This window comes from Edwardsiella hoshinae NBRC 105699 = ATCC 33379 (genome assembly GCF_000474215.1).
Classification (GTDB): domain Bacteria; phylum Pseudomonadota; class Gammaproteobacteria; order Enterobacterales; family Enterobacteriaceae; genus Edwardsiella; species Edwardsiella hoshinae.
In genome coordinates this window covers 1-15,799 of the sequence record NZ_BAUC01000001.1, presented here as the reverse complement: position 1 = coordinate 15,799, position 15,799 = coordinate 1, and the positions used below count along the sequence as shown (strand labels likewise).

General features: G+C 57.3%; 16 protein-coding genes and 1 pseudogene. 6 read left to right on the top strand and 11 right to left on the bottom strand.

All coding sequences use genetic code 11. The features are described 5' to 3' along the window. Positions 1-29 precede the first annotated feature (29 nt). The 3 genes from EHO01S_RS00090 to gloA form a co-directional block, all read right to left on the bottom strand. Positions 30-1,352, bottom strand: a complete 1,323-nt coding sequence (locus tag EHO01S_RS00090; RefSeq protein WP_024522037.1) for a Na+/H+ antiporter family protein — start codon at positions 1,350-1,352, stop codon at positions 30-32. 185 nt (positions 1,353-1,537) lie between these two features. Beyond that, complete coding sequence (rnt, locus tag EHO01S_RS00085) at positions 1,538-2,203, bottom strand: ribonuclease T (protein WP_024522036.1); 666 nt, start codon at positions 2,201-2,203, stop codon at positions 1,538-1,540. Between the two features lie 132 nt (positions 2,204-2,335). After that, a complete protein-coding gene (gene gloA, locus EHO01S_RS00080) occupies positions 2,336-2,743 on the bottom strand; it encodes a lactoylglutathione lyase (RefSeq protein ID WP_024522035.1) in 408 nt (135 codons plus the stop codon). Between the two features lie 784 nt (positions 2,744-3,527). Between gloA and slyA the strand changes: the two genes are divergently transcribed. Beyond that, entirely contained in the window at positions 3,528-3,959 is a 432-nt protein-coding gene (slyA, locus tag EHO01S_RS00075) for a transcriptional regulator SlyA (RefSeq protein ID WP_024522034.1), read from the top strand. 72 nt (positions 3,960-4,031) lie between these two features. Here the strand turns inward: slyA and EHO01S_RS00070 are convergent, their stop codons facing one another. Beyond that, positions 4,032-4,499, bottom strand: coding sequence for an outer membrane lipoprotein (locus EHO01S_RS00070; RefSeq protein WP_024522033.1), 468 nt, complete (start codon positions 4,497-4,499; stop codon positions 4,032-4,034). Positions 4,500-4,881: 382 nt separating this feature from the next. On the opposite strand from EHO01S_RS00070, the gene anmK reads away from it, so the two are divergent. The 5 genes from anmK (at position 4,882) to pdxY (ending at position 9,576) form a co-directional block, all read left to right on the top strand. Further along, complete coding sequence (gene anmK, locus EHO01S_RS00065) at positions 4,882-6,018, top strand: anhydro-N-acetylmuramic acid kinase (protein WP_024522032.1); 1,137 nt, start codon at positions 4,882-4,884, stop codon at positions 6,016-6,018. A 3-nt stretch (positions 6,019-6,021) separates the two neighbouring features. Then, complete coding sequence (locus EHO01S_RS00060) at positions 6,022-6,339, top strand: MliC family protein (RefSeq protein ID WP_081702218.1); 318 nt, start codon at positions 6,022-6,024, stop codon at positions 6,337-6,339. A 234-nt stretch (positions 6,340-6,573) separates the two neighbouring features. Then, complete coding sequence (pdxH, locus tag EHO01S_RS00055) at positions 6,574-7,227, top strand: pyridoxamine 5'-phosphate oxidase (protein ID WP_024522030.1); 654 nt, start codon at positions 6,574-6,576, stop codon at positions 7,225-7,227. A gap of 138 nt (positions 7,228-7,365) precedes the next feature. After that, positions 7,366-8,640: a tyrosine--tRNA ligase gene (tyrS, locus tag EHO01S_RS00050; protein ID WP_035370125.1), complete on the top strand. Its 1,275-nt coding sequence runs from the start codon at positions 7,366-7,368 to the stop codon at positions 8,638-8,640. 69 nt (positions 8,641-8,709) lie between these two features. Beyond that, a complete protein-coding gene (gene pdxY, locus EHO01S_RS00045) occupies positions 8,710-9,576 on the top strand; it encodes a pyridoxal kinase PdxY (RefSeq protein ID WP_024522028.1) in 867 nt (288 codons plus the stop codon). A gap of 81 nt (positions 9,577-9,657) precedes the next feature. On the opposite strand, the gene gstA is transcribed toward pdxY, so the two are convergent. The 7 genes and pseudogenes from gstA to EHO01S_RS19020 all read right to left on the bottom strand — a co-directional run. Beyond that, positions 9,658-10,263: a glutathione transferase GstA gene (gene gstA / locus EHO01S_RS00040; RefSeq protein WP_024522027.1), complete on the bottom strand. Its 606-nt coding sequence runs from the start codon at positions 10,261-10,263 to the stop codon at positions 9,658-9,660. Between the two features lie 163 nt (positions 10,264-10,426). Continuing rightward, the gene (gene dtpA / locus EHO01S_RS00035; RefSeq protein WP_024522026.1) at positions 10,427-11,893 is read right to left on the bottom strand and encodes a dipeptide/tripeptide permease DtpA; all 1,467 of its coding nucleotides are present in this window, start codon (positions 11,891-11,893) and stop codon (positions 10,427-10,429) included. Positions 11,894-12,487: 594 nt separating this feature from the next. After that, on the bottom strand, positions 12,488-13,129 hold the full coding sequence (nth, locus tag EHO01S_RS00025) for an endonuclease III (RefSeq protein ID WP_024522025.1): 642 nt from the start codon (positions 13,127-13,129) through the stop codon (positions 12,488-12,490). Continuing rightward, complete coding sequence (locus EHO01S_RS00020) at positions 13,129-13,845, bottom strand: electron transport complex subunit E (RefSeq protein WP_024522024.1); 717 nt, start codon at positions 13,843-13,845, stop codon at positions 13,129-13,131. The genes nth and EHO01S_RS00020 overlap by 1 nt, the downstream gene beginning before the upstream one ends. Beyond that, positions 13,842-14,477 carry an electron transport complex subunit RsxG gene (gene rsxG, locus EHO01S_RS00015; protein ID WP_024522023.1) on the bottom strand — a complete coding sequence of 212 codons (636 nt, stop codon included), beginning with the start codon at positions 14,475-14,477 and terminating at the stop codon, positions 13,842-13,844. The genes EHO01S_RS00020 and rsxG overlap by 4 nt, the downstream gene beginning before the upstream one ends. A gap of 9 nt (positions 14,478-14,486) precedes the next feature. Beyond that, on the bottom strand, positions 14,487-15,524 hold the full coding sequence (rsxD, locus tag EHO01S_RS00010; RefSeq protein WP_024522022.1) for an electron transport complex subunit RsxD: 1,038 nt from the start codon (positions 15,522-15,524) through the stop codon (positions 14,487-14,489). Next, positions 15,525-15,799 (bottom strand): annotated as a pseudogene (locus EHO01S_RS19020) (electron transport complex subunit RsxC); the annotation flags it as partial.

Sequence of the window (15,799 nt, the reverse complement as noted above, 5' to 3'; positions counted from 1 at the left end):
GGCTGACACTGTTTCGCATTAAGCCGCTGTCAGAGGATCATCGCGGCAGCCCAGCCGAAGGCGAGCAGCGGCAGATTGTAGTGCAGAAAGGTCGGCACGACCGAGTCCCAGATATGGTCGTGTTGTCCATCCATATTCAAGCCAGATGTCGGCCCCAAGGTGGAGTCGGAGGCCGGTGAACCGGCATCACCCAGCGCGCCGGAGACACCGACGATGGCGATGGTAGCCATCGGCGAGAAGTCGAAGGCGATACACAACGGGACGTAGATGGCAGCGATGATGGGGATAGTCGAAAACGAAGAGCCGATACCCATGGTGATGATCAGGCCGACCACCAGCATCAGTAAGGCCGCCAGTCCACGGTTATCGCCGATGGCACCCTCGATGGCATTGACCAGGGTATCGACGCTGCCGGTCGCTTTGATGACGGCGGCGAAGCCGGAGGCGGTGATCATGATGAAGCCGATCATGGCCATCATGTGGACGCCGCGGGTAAAGACATCCTGCGTGTCGCGCCAATGGATCACTCCGCCGAGGATAAAGACCACAAACCCCACTAACGCGCCGAGTACGATGGAGTTGCTCGCCAGTTGCACGCTGAGCGCGGCGAGGATCGCCAGTACCGCAACCCAGACGGCGCGGAGATTGATGCGCTTATGCTCCGGCTCGGCTGACAGAATGCGTCCCTCGTTGTAACGACGTGGCTTGCGGTAGCTGAAAAACAGCGCCAGCAGTAGGCCAAATAGCATCCCCAGCCCCGGTAACAGCATCGCGGTCGGCACCTGTGAGGCGCTGACCTGCAACCCATTTTCGTTTAAGTTTTTCAGCAGGATATTATTCAGAAAGATACCGCCGAAGCCGACCGGCAGCACCATGTAGGGGGTGATCAGGCCAAAGGTTAGCACACAGGCCACCGCACGCCGGTCGAGTTGCAGACGAGAGAAAACATGTAACAGCGGGGGGATCAGGATCGGGATGAAGGCGATGTGGATCGGAATAAGATTCTGTGACGAGATGGCAATCAGCGTCAAGATCAGCAGCAGGCCATATTTAAACCAGAAGAGACGGTGGCGGCTGGGAGTCAGGCCCATACGGCGGATCACATTCTGAGCCAACACATCGGTGATCCCCGAACGGGAGATCGCCACGGCGAAAGTGCCCAGCATGGCGTAGCTCAGCGCAATTTCGGCACCGCCGCCTAATCCACCACTAAAGGTAGTTAGGGTGGTTTCTAATGAGAGTCCCCCGCTTATTCCAGCGACCAATGCGGCGACGATCAGGGCGATCACCACATTGATGCGCAATAGACTGAGCGCCAGCATTACGACAACGGCAATAACAACAGCATTCATAGACGTCAATGTCCTAAAAATCATTCAAGGCGGTAGCACGATTATTAGCATGTTTCTGTGCGTGCTACGACAAAAAAATACACTGTCGTGACATTTTGTGCCCTTGCCGCGTGGGGGGCCGTGGCGGGCCAAGACAAAAATGCCCGCGTAGGCGGGCATCTAGGAATCGCGTGTAAAGGCGTCGGTTATGCGTCATCGGTTTCCGGCGTAGGCGTCAGGTGTGCCGGCGGCCAGCCGCCGAGGCGTTTCCAACGGTTGACCAGCTCACAGAACAGCAAGGCGGTTTGCTGCGTGTCATACAGGGCGGAGTGCGCCTGATCGCTGTCGAAGGGGATCTCGGCACTGATGCAAGCCTTGGCCAGTACCGTCTGCCCTAACACCAGTCCACTGAGTGCGGCGGTGTCGAAGGTGGCGAAGGGGTGGAAGGGGTTACGTTTCAGCCCGGCGCGTTCGGCGGCGGCCATCAGGAAGGAGTGATCGAAATGGGCGTTATGCGCCACAATGACCGCACGATTGCAGGCCTGTTCCTTAATCCCCTTACGCACCAGTTTAAAGATGGCGTGCAGCGCCTCGTATTCGCTCACGGCACCACGCAGCGGGTTATGCGGATCTATGCCATTGAAGGCCAATGCCTCGGGAGAGAGGATCGCCCCGTCAAACGGCTCGATGTGAAAGTGCAAGCACTGGTCGGTTTCCAGCCAGCCGGCGTCATTCATGCGCAGAGTAACGGCGGCGATTTCTAGCAGGGCGTTGCGGTTGGCGTCGAAGCCGGCGGTTTCTACATCGATAACCACGGGATAAAAGCCACGGAAACGCGCGCTCAGCGCGTTGAGGTTAGAGGTGTCAGCCATGAGTTCGTTGGTGTCTTTATTTTTGAATGCAGTGCCTATTATGGCAAATTTCACCGAGATTTACACCGGGTGACCGGGGGAGGGCGGCGGATGGGCGGCTGGTGGGAAAACTGCCCATCCTTCACGCGAGGATTAGCGGCCTAATCCCTGGCTGGCGGCGCGATTCTCGATCAGCTCAATCTTGTAACCGTCGGGATCTTCGACGAAGGCGATTACCGTATGGCCGCCTTTGACCGGGCCGGCCTCGCGGGTCACTTTGCCGCCAGCTTGGCGGATCTGCTCGACGGTCGCGGCGACGTCGTCGACGCCCAGTGCGATGTGACCGAAGGCGGTCCCCATCTCATAGTGCTCGACGCCCCAGTTATAGGTCAGCTCGATCACCGCGCCTTGGCTCTCATCGCCATAGCCGACGAAGGCCAAGGAGTACTTATAGGCTTCGTTTTCGCTGGTACGCAGCAGACGCATGCCCAGTACCTGAGTATAAAAATCGACGGAACGCTTCAGATCACCGACCCGCAGCATGGTATGAAGTACGCGCATAGTATCCTCAACACTGGCTGATTAAAAAGACGTTTCAATAGTGTCATAGCGTCCGCCGTCTTGGCAATGGTTAACCGTTGCGCGGCCATTCAAGCCGCGCGGACGTTGAAGCGGAAAGATAAGCATATCTTTATTAGTTATATTTGTTAATCATTATAATGTTGCTTTAAGTAGCATTCGGCGATTTCTTTATATGCATCGCAAATTTATGTGATAAAAATATATGTTGATTGTTTATATTGTATATTAAAGCAATAAATCATTGCGACTATTGCCGGGGGAACCGTCACCATTGTCAACGCATCTCAGGATGGCTCTAAGATACCTCTAGAGGACCCGCAACGAGGCGTGGTGATGTTTTCACCATATGATGCGCAGAATGCAGGCTTTATTTGCAATATGTATGTTTTTTAATAGACGAACCACGTAAATAAATAAGACTTTTTTTATTATTTCGCTTTATATTGTTTAGCTAACTGGTTAATATTATTCGCATGCAATCGTTGGTTTATTCACGCCTTTGTTGGTTGTGTAAGTTACCGAGATGATTGCAACAAAAAGGAATAGGCCGATATGTACCCGGCACGAGGAGAAGGGCAACGTCGCACTGGCGTGTTGTGCTGTACCGCCTGAGCGCGCTGGCGAGTTTTCTGTCGTTAACGCGCCTCGTGAACACCGAGTCGCACGCCTTGCCGGCCAGGCTAACATGCCCGGCCATGCGGCGAGCATCTGGAAAAGGTGTATCGGGGTTATGGATTAGCACACTCATTATAAGGAGATTAAATTGGAATCGACATTGGGCTCGGATTTATCACGGTTGGTACGAGTGTGGCGTGCGTTGATCGATCAGCGACTGAAGCCGTTGGAGCTGACGCAGACACATTGGGTGACGTTGTATAACATTCACCGCTTACCGCCGGATCAATCACAGATCCAACTGGCCAAAGCGATCGGCATCGAACAGCCGTCCTTGGTGAGAACGCTGGATCAGCTGGAAGATAAAGGGCTGATTACCCGGCATATCTGTGCAAATGACCGTCGTGCTAAACGTATTAAGCTGACGGACGATGCCGAGCCTGTGATTAAAGAAGTGACCGGCGTGATTTCGCTGACGCGCAGTGAAATCTTAGACGGTATCTCATCGGATGAGATCGCGTTATTGACCAATTTGGTGGAGCGTTTAGAGCAAAATATTATTCATTTACAGAATAAGTAACTAATTTTAACTCAAACGACAATAGAAAAACCGGAAGCTATCCCTCCGGTTTTTTTGTTTTTTGGCCGATGCTTACATCGGTGAGACGTTGACGCTGCTACCGTTGCTCAGCAGCATCACGCGTTGATTAACGCGAAAGGCTTGCCGGTCGGCCTTTTGGACGACGGCGATGGTCTTGCCGCTATCCATCTTGATCACCAACTGCACCCCATCGGTCCGATTCACCGCCCCTTCAATGCTGCTGCCAGCTACGCCGCCAGCGACGGCCCCGGCGGCGGTCGCCAGGCTACGGCCGCTTCCGCCACCGATGGTATTTCCTAACAGACCACCGATAACGGCGCCGCCGATGGTTCCGATGAGGTTAGCCTCATTACCTGCCTGAATGCGCACCGGTTCAATGGAGACGATGGTTCCGTAACTAACCTGTTGCACCTGTTTCGCCTGGTTGGCGCTGTACACGTCGCCAGACAGGGTGCTGGTATTGGCACACCCAGCCAGGGTGGCGGTAGCCATGGCGACAATAATAAGACGCTTCATCATGATTGGATTCCTTTTATTACCATTACCCGTGTTCTTCCCCGTGCGCGTGCGCGCTAATCTCGTCGTCGCGCACACGGGGTAGAACACCGGTTGTTGCTGGTGACTGTTTCAGTGTATGTCAAAATGACTGAACGGTGTTAAAACGGTGATGTTAGCGCCGCCCACGCCTTTGACATGTATGATGATATTCTAGTGATAAATCGATGGCTTAAGAAGCCGGAAACGGGAAATTGTGTTGCCATTTTTTGCGTGTGTCGGATTTGTCTGCAATTGGCGGCAATCAGGCAGTGATTCTGCGAAAACTTAAGGCAATCCATAGGTTGAGTGTTAGGCTGTCGCAGTAACAGCACGGGGTGACGAAATAGAGTTGGGGGAACGGAAAATGAAAACGGGACGCTATATTGGCATCATGTCCGGTACCAGCTTAGATGGGATCGATGTGGTATTGGCCGCTATCGACGAGACGCTGGTAGCGCGCCAAGGGCGCTATACCCACCCGATGCCTGCGGCGGTGAAGGCAGCGATCTTAGCGATGTGCCAGGGACAAGCGACCACGCTGGCAGCGGTGGGGGAGTTGGATCGCGCCTTGGGTACGCTGTATGCCGAGGCGGTTAATCAACTGCTTGCGCAACAGCGCCTAGCGCCCGAGGAGATCATGGCCATCGGCTGTCATGGGCAGACGGTCTGGCACCAGCCCGACGGCCCGGCGGCTTTTACGCTACAACTGGGCGACAATAACCGAGTCGCGGCATTGACCGGGATCACCACCGTGGGCGATTTCCGCCGACGAGACATGGCCTATGGCGGTCAGGGGGCCCCGTTGGTGCCGGCCTTTCACCAGGCGCTGTTGGCCCACCCCGAGGAGCGCCGCATGGTGCTGAATATCGGGGGGATAGCTAATTTGTCGCTGTTGCTGCCGGGGCAGGCGGTACGTGGCTTCGACACCGGGCCGGGCAACATGTTGATGGATGCCTGGATCGGCCGTCAATGTGGTCGCCCCTATGACGCCGACGCGGCTTGGGGACGTGGCGGGCGGGTGCATGCGGCGCTGTTGGCGCAGATGTTGGCCGATCCCTATTTTGCGCGTCCGGCGCCGAAGAGTACCGGGCGTGAATGGTTTAACCTAGCCTGGCTGGAGCGCCAGCTTCGCCATTGGCCGGAGGTCGCGGCGCAGGATGTGCAGGCGACGCTGGCCGAGCTGACGGCCCGCAGCATCGCCGATCAAGTCGTGTTAGCCGGTGGCTGCGAGCGGTTGCTGGTCTGTGGCGGCGGCGCCCATAATCCGCTGGTGATGGCGCGCCTGGCCGCGCTGTTACCAGGGTGCGAGGTGGCGCTCAGCGACAAGTACGGGGTCAGCGCGGATGATATGGAGGCTTTGGCCTTCGCCTGGTTGGCCTACCGGACGCTCTCTGGTTTGCCGGGAAACCTGCCGGCGGTGACCGGCGCCGATCGCCAGACCTTGCTAGGCGCCATCTATCCGGCGAATTCCGCCGAAGCTCCGTTGCCTCTAGGGAGGTGAGTGATGCGTAACCTGATGCTAGCTGGTGCAGCGCTGCTGCTGGCGGGCTGCCAGTTGTTTGCTCAGGGAGGGCAAACGCTGCACTACCGCTGTGGCACGCTTCCCTTGACTGTGCTACAGGATAATAAACTGCGCCTGGTGCGTATGGTGCTGGACGGTTCGGCCTTGACCCTGCGCCAAACGTTGTCGGCTTCGGGTGTGCGTTACAGTGATGGGCGCTACACCTTTTGGTCGACGGGGAACGAGGCCATTATCGAGCGCGACGGTCATGTCATCGTAAATGACTGCCTCCTTCAGCCTGCCGCTACACTGTCCCTATAGTTTCCGTCCCGCTGTCACCGTCCTCGCGAATCAGTGGAGGACGGTGTTTTTATTTTAATATAAATCAAATGGATAAAATAGAACATCCCACGGAGAACATCTGGGTAAGGGCGGCGTTTATCCGTCTGAACCGACGTGGGACGCGTTGCCGAGCCGGGCTGACGGCGGGCGGCGATTGAGATTGTGACGGCCAAGGGGCAGAATAACGATAGTTACGCTGTCAGGGGGTTGAATATGAGTGAAAACAACGAGTTTGATATTGCCGACCTGCGCCGCGAGTATGTGCGTGGTGGTCTGCGGCGCCAGGATTTGACCGCCGATCCGTTGGATCTGTTTGCGCGTTGGTTGCGTCAGGCCTGTGATGCCCGTCTGGCCGATCCCACCGCCATGTGTGTGGCGACAGTGGATAAGTCGGGGCAGCCTCACCAGCGTATCGTGTTGCTGAAACATTATGATGAACAAGGGATGGTGTTCTATACCAACCTGGGGAGCAATAAGGCACAGCAGTTGCAGGATAACCCCCGTATTAGCCTGCACTTTCCCTGGCATATGCTGGATCGTCAGGTCAGCGTGACCGGGTGCGCCCGTCGTCTCTCCACGCTGGAAGTGATGAAATATTTCCATAGTCGTCCTAAGGATAGCCAGATCGCCGCCTGGGTTTCACATCAGTCGGCGCGCATCTCGACGCGTGGCATTCTGGAAGGCAAGTTTCTCGAACTGAAGCAGAAGTTTTTACAGGGCGAGGTGCCGCTGCCCAGTTTCTGGGGAGGCTATCGCGTGGCTATCGACAGCATGGAGTTCTGGCAGGGGCGAGAAAACCGCCTGCATGACCGTTTTCTGTACCAGCGTGCCGAGGATGGCTGGCAGATCGATCGCTTAGCGCCCTAGTGGCGTAATTTCCCGGTTAAAGGCTGGCGTGACGGCGTCCGGCGCTTTATCCTATAGCGTTTATAATCCGCCCTGGCATCGGCCTGTCGGCAGCGTTCGGCATGGGTTACGGTGTGTGTAAAATTAATGGAGTTATTAATGGCAAGCAGCAACCTGATTAAACAATTGCAAGAGCGGGGCCTTGTGGCCCAGGTTACGGACGAAGAGGCGTTGGCAGAGCGACTGGCGCAGGGGCCGATCGCACTGTATTGCGGATTCGATCCGACCGCAGACAGCTTGCATTTGGGCCATCTGGTTCCCCTGCTGTGTCTGAAGCGTTTCCAACTGGCCGGACACAAGCCGGTGGCGTTGGTCGGTGGGGCGACGGGGCTGATCGGCGATCCGAGCTTCAAGGCGAGCGAGCGTAAGCTGAATACGGAAGAGACGGTGCAGGGCTGGGTTGAGAAGATCCGCCATCAGGTGGCACCGTTCTTGGATTTCGATTGTGGCGCTAACAGCGCCATCGCCGCCAATAACTATGATTGGTTTGGCAGCATGAACGTGCTGACCTTCCTGCGCGATATCGGTAAGCACTTCTCCGTTAACCAGATGATTAACAAGGAAGCGGTGAAGCAGCGTTTGAATCGCGACGATGTTGGCATCTCCTTCACCGAGTTCTCCTATAACTTGTTGCAGGGTTACGACTTTGCCAGCCTGAACCGTATGCATGGCGTCGAGTTGCAGATCGGCGGTTCCGATCAATGGGGCAACATCACCTCCGGTATCGATCTGACTCGTCGGCTAAACCAGCAGCAAGTCTGGGGGTTGACGGTTCCGCTGATCACCAAGGCTGACGGAACCAAGTTCGGCAAAACCGAAGGCGGGGCGGTATGGCTGGATCCGAAGAAGACCAGCCCGTACAAGTTCTATCAGTTCTGGATCAACACTTCCGATGCCGATGTGTATCGTTTCCTCAAGTTCTTCACCTTTATGAGCCTCGATGAGATCGATGCGCTGGAAGAGGAGGACAAGACCAGTGGCAAGGCGCCGCGTGCCCAATATGTGCTGGCGGAAGAGGTGACGCGCCTGGTGCACGGTGCAGAAGGGTTGCAGGCGGCGCAACGTATCACCCACAGTCTGTTTTCCGGCAGCCTAGACGAGATGACCGAGGCCGACTTCGCGCAACTGGCACAAGATGGCATGCCGATGGTCGAGCTGACGATTGGCGCCGATCTCCAGCAGGCGCTGGTCGATGCCGAACTGCAACCGTCCCGTGGGCAGGCGCGGAAGACCATCGCCTCCAATGCGGTTAGCGTTAACGGCGAGAAACAAGCCGATCCCGAATACACTTTCAGCGACAGCGATCGTCTGTTCGGCCGCTACACGCTGCTGCGTCGTGGCAAGAAGAACTATTGCCTGATCTGCTGGAAGTAATCACAGCAAAGGGGGCTCCGGCCCCCACTCAAATCAACGGCTGCCTCCGGGCAGATAAGTAAAAATACGATGAAGAATATCCTTTCCATACAATCTCACGTGGTGTTTGGCCACGCCGGTAACAGCGCCGCCGTCTTCCCGATGCGCCGCATGGGGGCGAATGTCTGGCCGCTGAATACCGTTCAGTTCTCCAATCATACTCAGTACGGTCACTGGACTGGCAGCGTGATGCCGGCGACGCATTTGACCGAGATTGTGCAAGGGATTGCCGATATCGGGGAGCTTCAGCGCTGCGACGCGGTGCTGAGCGGTTATATCGGTTCACCGCAACAGGGCGAGCATATCCTACAGATCGTGCGTCAGGTGAAACAGAGCAACCCCGCAGCATGGTATTTTTGCGATCCGGTGATGGGGCATCCGGAGAAGGGCTGTATCGTGGCACCGGGCGTCGCGGAGTTTTTCTGCCAACAGGCGGTAGCATGTAGCGACATCATGGCGCCGAACCTGTTGGAGCTGGAGACGTTGACGGATCGTCGCATCACCAGCGTCGATGAGGCCTTGGCGGCTTCGCGTGAGCTGATCGCCCGTGGGCCGCGCATCGTATTGGTTAAACACCTGCATAATGCCGGTTACGATCATGACCGTTTCGAAATGCTGCTGGTCACCGCCCAGGAAGCCTGGCATATCGCCCGTCCGCTGGTGGACTTTGGGGCCCGCCAGCCGGTGGGCGTCGGCGATTTGACCAGCGGCCTGTTGCTGGTCAATCTGCTGAAAGGCGAGTCGTTGCAGAGCGCACTGGAGCATGTCACCGCGGCGGTCTACGAGGTGATGCTGACGACGCAGGCGATGGGCGAATATGAGCTTCAGCTGGTGGCCGCCCAGGATCGCATCGCTCAGCCGCAACATCATTATCCCGCGCGGGCATTACACCGTTAAGCCGCGTGCCGAGTCATATGATCAACAGGCCTCCCCAGCGGGAGGCCTGTTGGCATTTTGCGTAACCGACTGTTGGCCTATCTACGCCAATCCTTCGGCATTCAGCGTCGCCACCACCGCCGGCCGGGCGGCGATACGCGCCATATAGGCCGCCAACGTCGGCCATTGGTTCAGATCGAAATGCATCGCCTTGGCCCAACAGAGGATGGTGAACAGGTAGGCATCGGCGACGCTAAAGTCCTGACCGAGCAGGTAGGGGCGTTCGCCGAGGGTCGTATCGAGGTAGCGAAACTGTTTCTCCAGTCCGGCTCGAGCCGCCGCCTTGTTTTCCTCTGACAGACGGGGATTGAATAACGGGCTGAATCCCTTGTGGAGTTCGGTGGCGATATAGTTGAGCCATTCGATGGCGTGATAACGCGCCAGACTCTCGGCAGGCGGGATCAGCTTTCGATCCGGCACACGATCGGCGAGATACTGCACGATGGCGACCCCCTCGGTTAACACGGTGCCATCATCCAGCAGCAATGCCGGCACTTGTCCTTTGGGGTTGATGCGCAGATAGTCTCCGCCATGCTCGGTACGCTTATTGGCCAGATCGACGCTTTCGATGGTGAAGTCTAGCCCAGCCTCGCGCAGTACGATATGTGGCGAGAGTGAACAGGCCCCTGATTTATAGAATAACTTCATCGCTCGCTCCTTGGACGTTTCCTATGGGAAGAAAGAACACCTTTTAGCGTAGTCACTCGCCTCGGCACTGTCTGTGCAAACGGTATAATTTCTTGTTAGGCGAGTGAGCAGGGCACAAAAAAGGCGCCCGGGTGGGCGCCTTAGGCGAAGCGTTGGGGGACGATCAGTCGCCCTGGGTCATGCGGTTCAGTTTCGGCGCCGTCAGCATCATCAGCACGGCGATCACCGCGGTGGCGATACCGATCTGCATAAAGACGTGGCTATAGATAGCCAGTGAGGCGTGCGGATCGGCGACGTCACCCGGGACGGCGGTCAGCGCGGCGACTTTACCGGCGATCAGTGCCGCCGCGGCGGTGGTCAGGAACCAGGAGCCCATGATGAAGCCCATCAGACGTTGCGGCACCAACTGCGCCACCATCGCCAGGCCCAAGCCGGAGATCATCAGCTCGCCGATACTCTGCAAGGCGTAGCTCAACACCAGCCAATGAACGGAGACGATGCCCGCGTCGTTGGCGAAGGAAGCGCCCCACGGCAGGACCAGGAAGGCGCAGGAACACAGCACCATACCGATGGCAAACTTATGCGGCATCGGCAGACGGTCGCCCATCTTGTTATAGATGGCCGCCAGGATCGGGCTGGCGACCATGATCCAGAACGGGTTCAGCGCCTGGTACTGCTCCGGCTCGAAGGCGATACCGAAGATGCTGTGCTCGACGTTATGGATAGCGAAGAAGTTCAGCGAGGTCGGCATCTGGCTGTACAGCACGAAGAACACCACGGCCTCCAGCATCAGCAGGAAGGCGACGATCATCTTGCGACGCGCGCCGCCTTGCAGGGCGAAGGTCTCTTTGGCGAAGATCAGTACGATACAGGCAGAGATGATGGCCAGCGCCCAGCGCGCGATGGTCTGGTTATGCAGCAGCCAGGTGGAGATAGCGACCAGGATCACGACCCCGATCAGGGTCATCACCAGTTTGCCGACTTGCAGCGGGGCGAAGTCAGGCTTAGACCCCTGATCTTTGACCCAACGGCGGCACATCATAAAGTTGACCAGGGTGATCAGCATACCGACCACACTCAGGGAGAAGGCGACGCTCCAACCGAAACGGGCGGCCAGCCACGGGGTGGCCAGCATCGAGAAGAAGGAGCCAATGTTCACCGACATATAGTACATGGTGAAAGCGCCGTCTAAACGCGGGTCATTCTTCTCATAGCAGGTTGAGAGTAGTGAAGACGGGTTAGCCTTAAACAGACCATTACCGACCGCGATGGTTGCCATCCCTACGTAGACCAGCGCCAAGTCGTGGCCAGAGTAGGCGACAAAAGCGTAACCGATGGCCAAGACCAGGGCGCCGAGCATGATGACGCGCTTGGCGCCGAGTACCTTGTCACCCAGCCAGCCGCCGATGGCGACAAAGCCGTACACCAGGGCGCTGAAGGAGGAGAATAAGGTAATCGAGTCGGCCTCGCTCATGCCGAGCATCTTGACCAGGTAGACGGCCATGATGCCTTGCAGGCCGTAGTAACCGAAACGTTCCCACAGCTCGATGGAGAAGATGAGATAGAAGGCTCGGGGTTGCTTGAAAGCGTTTAGGCTGACGCTTTCGGGGTTGTTGTTTGCGTTTGACACAAGTTACCTCTGGTTATTCACGCCCGCTGCGCAGCGGGTAATAGTCACGGCGTGATGTTCAAAAAACACACTATTTACATTGTTATACGTGACGAGAAGAGAGGTACTCTTCACGATATTTTATGGGATGACAATAGCTTTGTAATATCCTGTTACATAAACGGCTTCTGGAATAATCCGATAATGTTACAAATGTTAATCAGAGGGAACTCGCGCATAAAATGGGTTTTACGATGTAAAATTTTGCCGAATTGCTGCACAAAACGTCTTTCGTTATATATTTTTCTATTTTGGTGAAAAATAGAGTTATCATCTGGCTAATTGCTAAAAATGCCTTTTATTCCTCTAAATAATGATATTTTGCCAAAATCATCCAATTAAGTAACAAGGGTGTATCATTCGAGAAATGAATTTAACCGCTTAAATGTGATCTAGTTCAAAATAATGCGAACGAAACAACTTGCGTCGCTGCAAGAGGCGTGCAATAGGGTGAGCAGAGGTAAAAAGGCGAGCATGATCACAGTCAGACGCGCGGCAATAGGCAGTTCACCGGTGGCGTGACGCTCAGGCCGCCAGGGGCCTGAGCGAGGGAGATTAGGATTCAGGATAGACCTTGTCGCGATACTCGCACAGATCTTCGATCAGGCAGGAGCCGCAGCGTGGACGGCGCGCGATACAGGTGTAACGGCCGTGTAGGATCAGCCAGTGGTGACAATTGAGCGCGAACTCCGCCGGCACCACCTTGAGCAAGCGTGCTTCGACGTCGTTCACCGTATCACCTGGGGCGAAGCGAGTGCGGTTGCAGACGCGGAAGATATGAGTATCGACGGCGATGGTCGGCCAACCGAAGGCGGTATTGAGCACCACGTTGGCCGTTTTGCGCCCGACGCCGGGCAAGGCTTCCAAGGCTTGACGATCTTCCGGGACCTCGCCGCCATGCAACTCCAGCAGTAGGCGGCAGGTCTTGACGATATTTTCGGCCTTGCTGTTATACAGCCCGATGGTCTTGATGTGTTGCTTGATCCCCTCGACACCGAGATCCAGCAGGGCCTGCGGAGTATTGGCCTGCGGAAAGAGGGTCGCCGTCGCCTTGTTGACGCTGACATCGGTCGCTTGCGCCGATAGCAGTACGGCGATCAACAGTTCGAAGGTCGAGGTATAGCGCAATTCGGTAGTGGGATGCGGATTGGCGGCTTGTAGTCGCCGCAGGATCGCAATACGTTTTGCCTGATTCATTATGCCTGCTCGTGGTTTGGCTGTGCCGCATCGCTGATTTCGCTACGGCGTGCGTGTTGGGCGGCGCGCAGTGCCTGGCGGCGGCGCATCTTCTGATCGATAACATATTTGCCTGCCAGCATAAATCCAAGGCCAAGGAATGCGCCCGGTGGTAACATCGCCAGCAGGAACGGGGTGTCACTCTGGAAGAGTTGGAGTCGCAATACGCTGGCCCAAGAGCCGAGTAACTGATCGGCGCCGTCAAAGAGGGTGCCATTGCCCAAGATCTCGCGTAGGGCACCCAAGACCAGCAACGCCGCGCTGGCGCCCAGTCCGGTCGCTAATCCGTCCAGCGCCGCCAGCCCGATCGGCTGGTGCGCGGCGTAGGCCTCGGCCCGGCCAATGACGATACAGTTGGTGACGATCAAGGGAATGAAGATCCCCAAGGATTGATAGAGGCCGAAAGCATAAGCATTGATTAGCATCTGTACCGCGCTGACCACCGAGGCGATGATCATGACGTAGATAGGGATGCGGATCTCACTCGGCACCCAACGGCGTAATGCCGAGACGGCGCTATTGGTCAGTACCAGCACCAGGGTGGTGGCCAGACCGAGCCCGAGGGCGTTGGTCGCCGTCGAAGAGACGGCCAGCAGTGGGCATAGGCCGAGCAATTGCACTAAGGCCGAGTTGTTCTTCCATAGCCCATTGATCAGCAGGTTTTTTGCTTCACTCATTCGCTTTCTCTTTCTCCACAGGCGGGCAGGCTCGCCAACTGAGGACGGCTATCCTGGATGACCAGGGTCGAACGGCGCACGGCATTGACCACCGCGCGCGGGGTAATGGTGGCCCCTGTGAACTGGTCGAACTCGCCACCATCCTTTTTCACCCGGAACGCCGGATCGGCGGCACCATGCACCACCTTATTGCGGAAACTGTCGATCCAATCGGAAACCCGGCGCTCGATCTTGTCGCCGAGACCTGGGGTTTCATGCTGCTCGATGACGCGCACACCAAGAACCTTACCGGCAAAATCGGCACCGACCAAGAGGCGAATGGCACCGGCGTAACCGTCGGGAGCGGTGGCCTCGACCAGCGCGGCGACCGGCTGTCCCTGGCGCTGTGCCAGATAGAGACGGTGTGGCCGCTCATCACCGAGGCGGGGATCGCGGATCAGGCGGCAACTCCCCTGCAAGTCATTATCGTAGTCGCCGGGGGCGATCACCTGATCGAACAACTGCTGTTGTTGTCGCATGGCCTGTTGCGCGATAGTACGGCTCGTCAACTGGTGAACGACAGCGGTCAGGGCGGTGGCGAGTACCGCGAACAGAGCCAGGCGGATGCCGTGGCGGCGCATCGTGGTTAGCATAGCGACTCCTTAGCGATGGCCATAGACGCGTGGCTGGGTGTAGTGATCGATCAGCGGGACGCAGATGTTGGCCAGCAACACCGCGAATGCCACCCCATCGGGATAGCCGCCGTAACTGCGGATCAGCCAGACCAGCAGGCCGCACAAGAGGCCGAAGATCAGCCGCCCGCGTGGCGTGGTCGCGGCGGTGACCGGATCGGTGGCGATGAAGAAGGCGCCCAGCATGGTGGCACCAGAGAATAGGGTGATCAGCGGCGGCGTGATGCTGCCCGGTGCCAGTGTATGGCCGATGGCGGCGCACAACGCCATGGCAGCCAGAAAGCCCAACGGGATCTGCCAATGGATGATGCCGCGTAATAGCAGCACTAAGCCACCGAGCAGGAAGCCGGCGTTGACCCACTGCCAACCGAGGCCAGCCAGCTCGCCCTGCCAGATGGGTTGTTGGAAGATGGCTGTCATGCTCAAGCCACTACGCAGCCCAGTCTTGACACTATCGAGCGGGGTGGCGGAGCTGATGCCATCGACCGCGAATAAGGCATGCAGATCGGCGGCGTGACCGGTGAAGATTTGCGTGAGCGCGTGGCTGATATCGATCGGTTGCACCAGCAAGCTCTGCGGCGGTAGCCAGCTGGTCATCGGTACCGGGAAGGCGATCAGCAGCATGACATAGCCGACCATCGCCGGATTAAAGGGGTTCTGTCCCAAGCCGCCATACAGCTGCTTAGCGATGATGATGGCGAAGGCACTACCCAGCACCGCCAGCCACCACGGGGCGAGAGGCGGCAGGCTGATTCCCAGCAGCAGGCCGGTCAGCAAGGCCGAATTATCGCCGAGAGTGGCGAGCGGGCGGCGTCGTAGGCGTAACACCAACGCCTCGCACAACCAGGCGGTGATGATGGCCAGCGTTAACTGGATTAAGGTGCCATAGCCAAAGAAGTAGATCTGCGCCACGATGCCGGGTAGGGCTGCGGCCACCACCCAGAACATGATACGAGCCGTATTCTGGCGATTATGGGTAAAGGGTGAACTGGCGATTCTAAAGGCCATTTATTCCTCGCTGGCTGCTGCGGACGACTGCCGTGCCTTAATGCGGGCGATGGCGGCCGCGACGGCGGCTTTCTGTGCCTCCGTCGGTGATGATGATGATGTCGTTGGCGCGGCGGTGCTCAATGACTGGCGTGCCTTAACCTGTGCCACTGCCGTAGCGATGGCCGCCTGACGTGCTTGCTCGGTCGTCTCTTGGGCGGGAGTAGCCGCCGCTGGCTGTGCCTGGCCATAGGCGGCCTGTAGCCGCTCTGCGGTCCGTGAGGTTTGCGCCGCCG

Coding starts and splice junctions, on each gene's coding strand:
- EHO01S_RS00090 (WP_024522037.1), bottom strand. CDS start 1,352: ATGAATGCTGTTGTTATTGCCGTTGTCGTAATGCTGGCGCTCAGTCTA.
- rnt (WP_024522036.1), bottom strand. CDS start 2,203: ATGGCTGACACCTCTAACCTCAACGCGCTGAGCGCGCGTTTCCGTGGC.
- gloA (WP_024522035.1), bottom strand. CDS start 2,743: ATGCGCGTACTTCATACCATGCTGCGGGTCGGTGATCTGAAGCGTTCC.
- EHO01S_RS00070 (WP_024522033.1), bottom strand. CDS start 4,499: ATGATGAAGCGTCTTATTATTGTCGCCATGGCTACCGCCACCCTGGCT.
- anmK (WP_024522032.1), top strand. CDS start 4,882: ATGAAAACGGGACGCTATATTGGCATCATGTCCGGTACCAGCTTAGAT.
- EHO01S_RS00060 (WP_081702218.1), top strand. CDS start 6,022: ATGCGTAACCTGATGCTAGCTGGTGCAGCGCTGCTGCTGGCGGGCTGC.
- pdxH (WP_024522030.1), top strand. CDS start 6,574: ATGAGTGAAAACAACGAGTTTGATATTGCCGACCTGCGCCGCGAGTAT.
- tyrS (WP_035370125.1), top strand. CDS start 7,366: ATGGCAAGCAGCAACCTGATTAAACAATTGCAAGAGCGGGGCCTTGTG.
- pdxY (WP_024522028.1), top strand. CDS start 8,710: ATGAAGAATATCCTTTCCATACAATCTCACGTGGTGTTTGGCCACGCC.
- gstA (WP_024522027.1), bottom strand. CDS start 10,263: ATGAAGTTATTCTATAAATCAGGGGCCTGTTCACTCTCGCCACATATC.
- nth (WP_024522025.1), bottom strand. CDS start 13,129: ATGAATCAGGCAAAACGTATTGCGATCCTGCGGCGACTACAAGCCGCC.
- EHO01S_RS00020 (WP_024522024.1), bottom strand. CDS start 13,845: ATGAGTGAAGCAAAAAACCTGCTGATCAATGGGCTATGGAAGAACAAC.
- rsxG (WP_024522023.1), bottom strand. CDS start 14,477: ATGCTAACCACGATGCGCCGCCACGGCATCCGCCTGGCTCTGTTCGCG.
- rsxD (WP_024522022.1), bottom strand. CDS start 15,524: ATGGCCTTTAGAATCGCCAGTTCACCCTTTACCCATAATCGCCAGAAT.